Source organism: Klebsiella sp. HMSC09D12 (genome assembly GCF_001808475.1).
GTDB classification, from domain to species: Bacteria; Pseudomonadota; Gammaproteobacteria; order Enterobacterales; family Enterobacteriaceae; genus Klebsiella; species Klebsiella oxytoca.
This window is the reverse complement of record NZ_KV793412.1, coordinates 1-896: the sequence shown is the minus strand read 5'-3', so window position 1 is coordinate 896 and position 896 is coordinate 1. Positions and strand designations below refer to the sequence as shown.

The window sequence follows — 896 nt, the reverse complement described above, 5'->3', positions numbered from 1 at the left end:
CAGCTACTGTCTGGTGTTTCAGGGGGCTACATCAGGTAGAGTATACCGCTGTATGGCACGTACGTTACAGAAGGCACGTTCCTGGTAGGTAAAGCGAAAACCATACATGATGCCCTTGAGTGCGCAAAAGAAGCTTTTACGCGGGGTGAATGGATTGTCCAGGATGAAGAAGGGCGGGATGACTTCATTGACCACCTGGCAGGACGTGACCAGGGGCCGGTGAGTTTTTCCGAAAGGACTATAGAGATCCGCGATAAAGGTGACAGGCTGGTGTTAACAGGCAATGCCCGCACGCTGGAGTGGCACCGCCATTTAACCAGTCCTGATGAGATTGAAAAGATCAAAGCACAGCAAACAGACCTCTATCAGAAAGCAAGCTATGATGTAAGCACACCTGTTTTAGTTCCATGCATTTTTTGAGAGTTCCGGTTTTTCAGCCATCAGCCGGTACTCTTCCGGTGTCAGGTTATTCAGGGATTCATGAGGCCGCTCGTTGTTATATTCCATCAGCCAGCGCCCGGTAATTTCCCGTGCTTCATTCAGTGTTCTGAACAGGTAAAAATCCAGGATTTCTGTCCGGTATGTTCGGTTGAACCGTTCGATAAAAGCATTTTGTGTCGGCTTACCCGGCTTGATAAATTCGAGCTGTACGCCATGTTCTTCGGCCCATTGTGCCAGCGCCAGCGAGACCAGCTCTGGCCCGTTGTCCATCCGCATTTTCAGCGGGTAGCCGCGGTTTGCCACGATCCTGTCCAGCACCCGGATGACTCGCTGAGCCGGGATATTCAGGTCGATTTCTATCGCCAGTGCTTCACGGTTAAAATCATCCACCACATTAAAGGTTCGGAAGCGTCTGCCGCAGACCAGCGCGTCGTGCATAAAATCGATGGACCAGC

Annotated in this window: 2 protein-coding genes; one reads left to right on the top strand and one right to left on the bottom strand. The window is 51.2% G+C overall.

Translation table 11 applies throughout. The features are described 5' to 3' along the window. The first annotated feature begins 219 nt into the window (after window positions 1–219). Window positions 220–420 (top strand): hypothetical protein, encoded by a 201-nt coding sequence (locus HMPREF3178_RS31555; protein WP_127673838.1) that lies wholly within the window; start codon window positions 220–222, stop codon window positions 418–420. Here the strand turns inward: HMPREF3178_RS31555 and HMPREF3178_RS04995 are convergent. After that, window positions 400–896: integrase core domain-containing protein (locus HMPREF3178_RS04995; RefSeq protein WP_049102283.1), on the bottom strand; the 497-nt coding region annotated here is incomplete at its 5' end. The two genes, HMPREF3178_RS31555 and HMPREF3178_RS04995, sit on opposite strands and share 21 nt — an antisense overlap.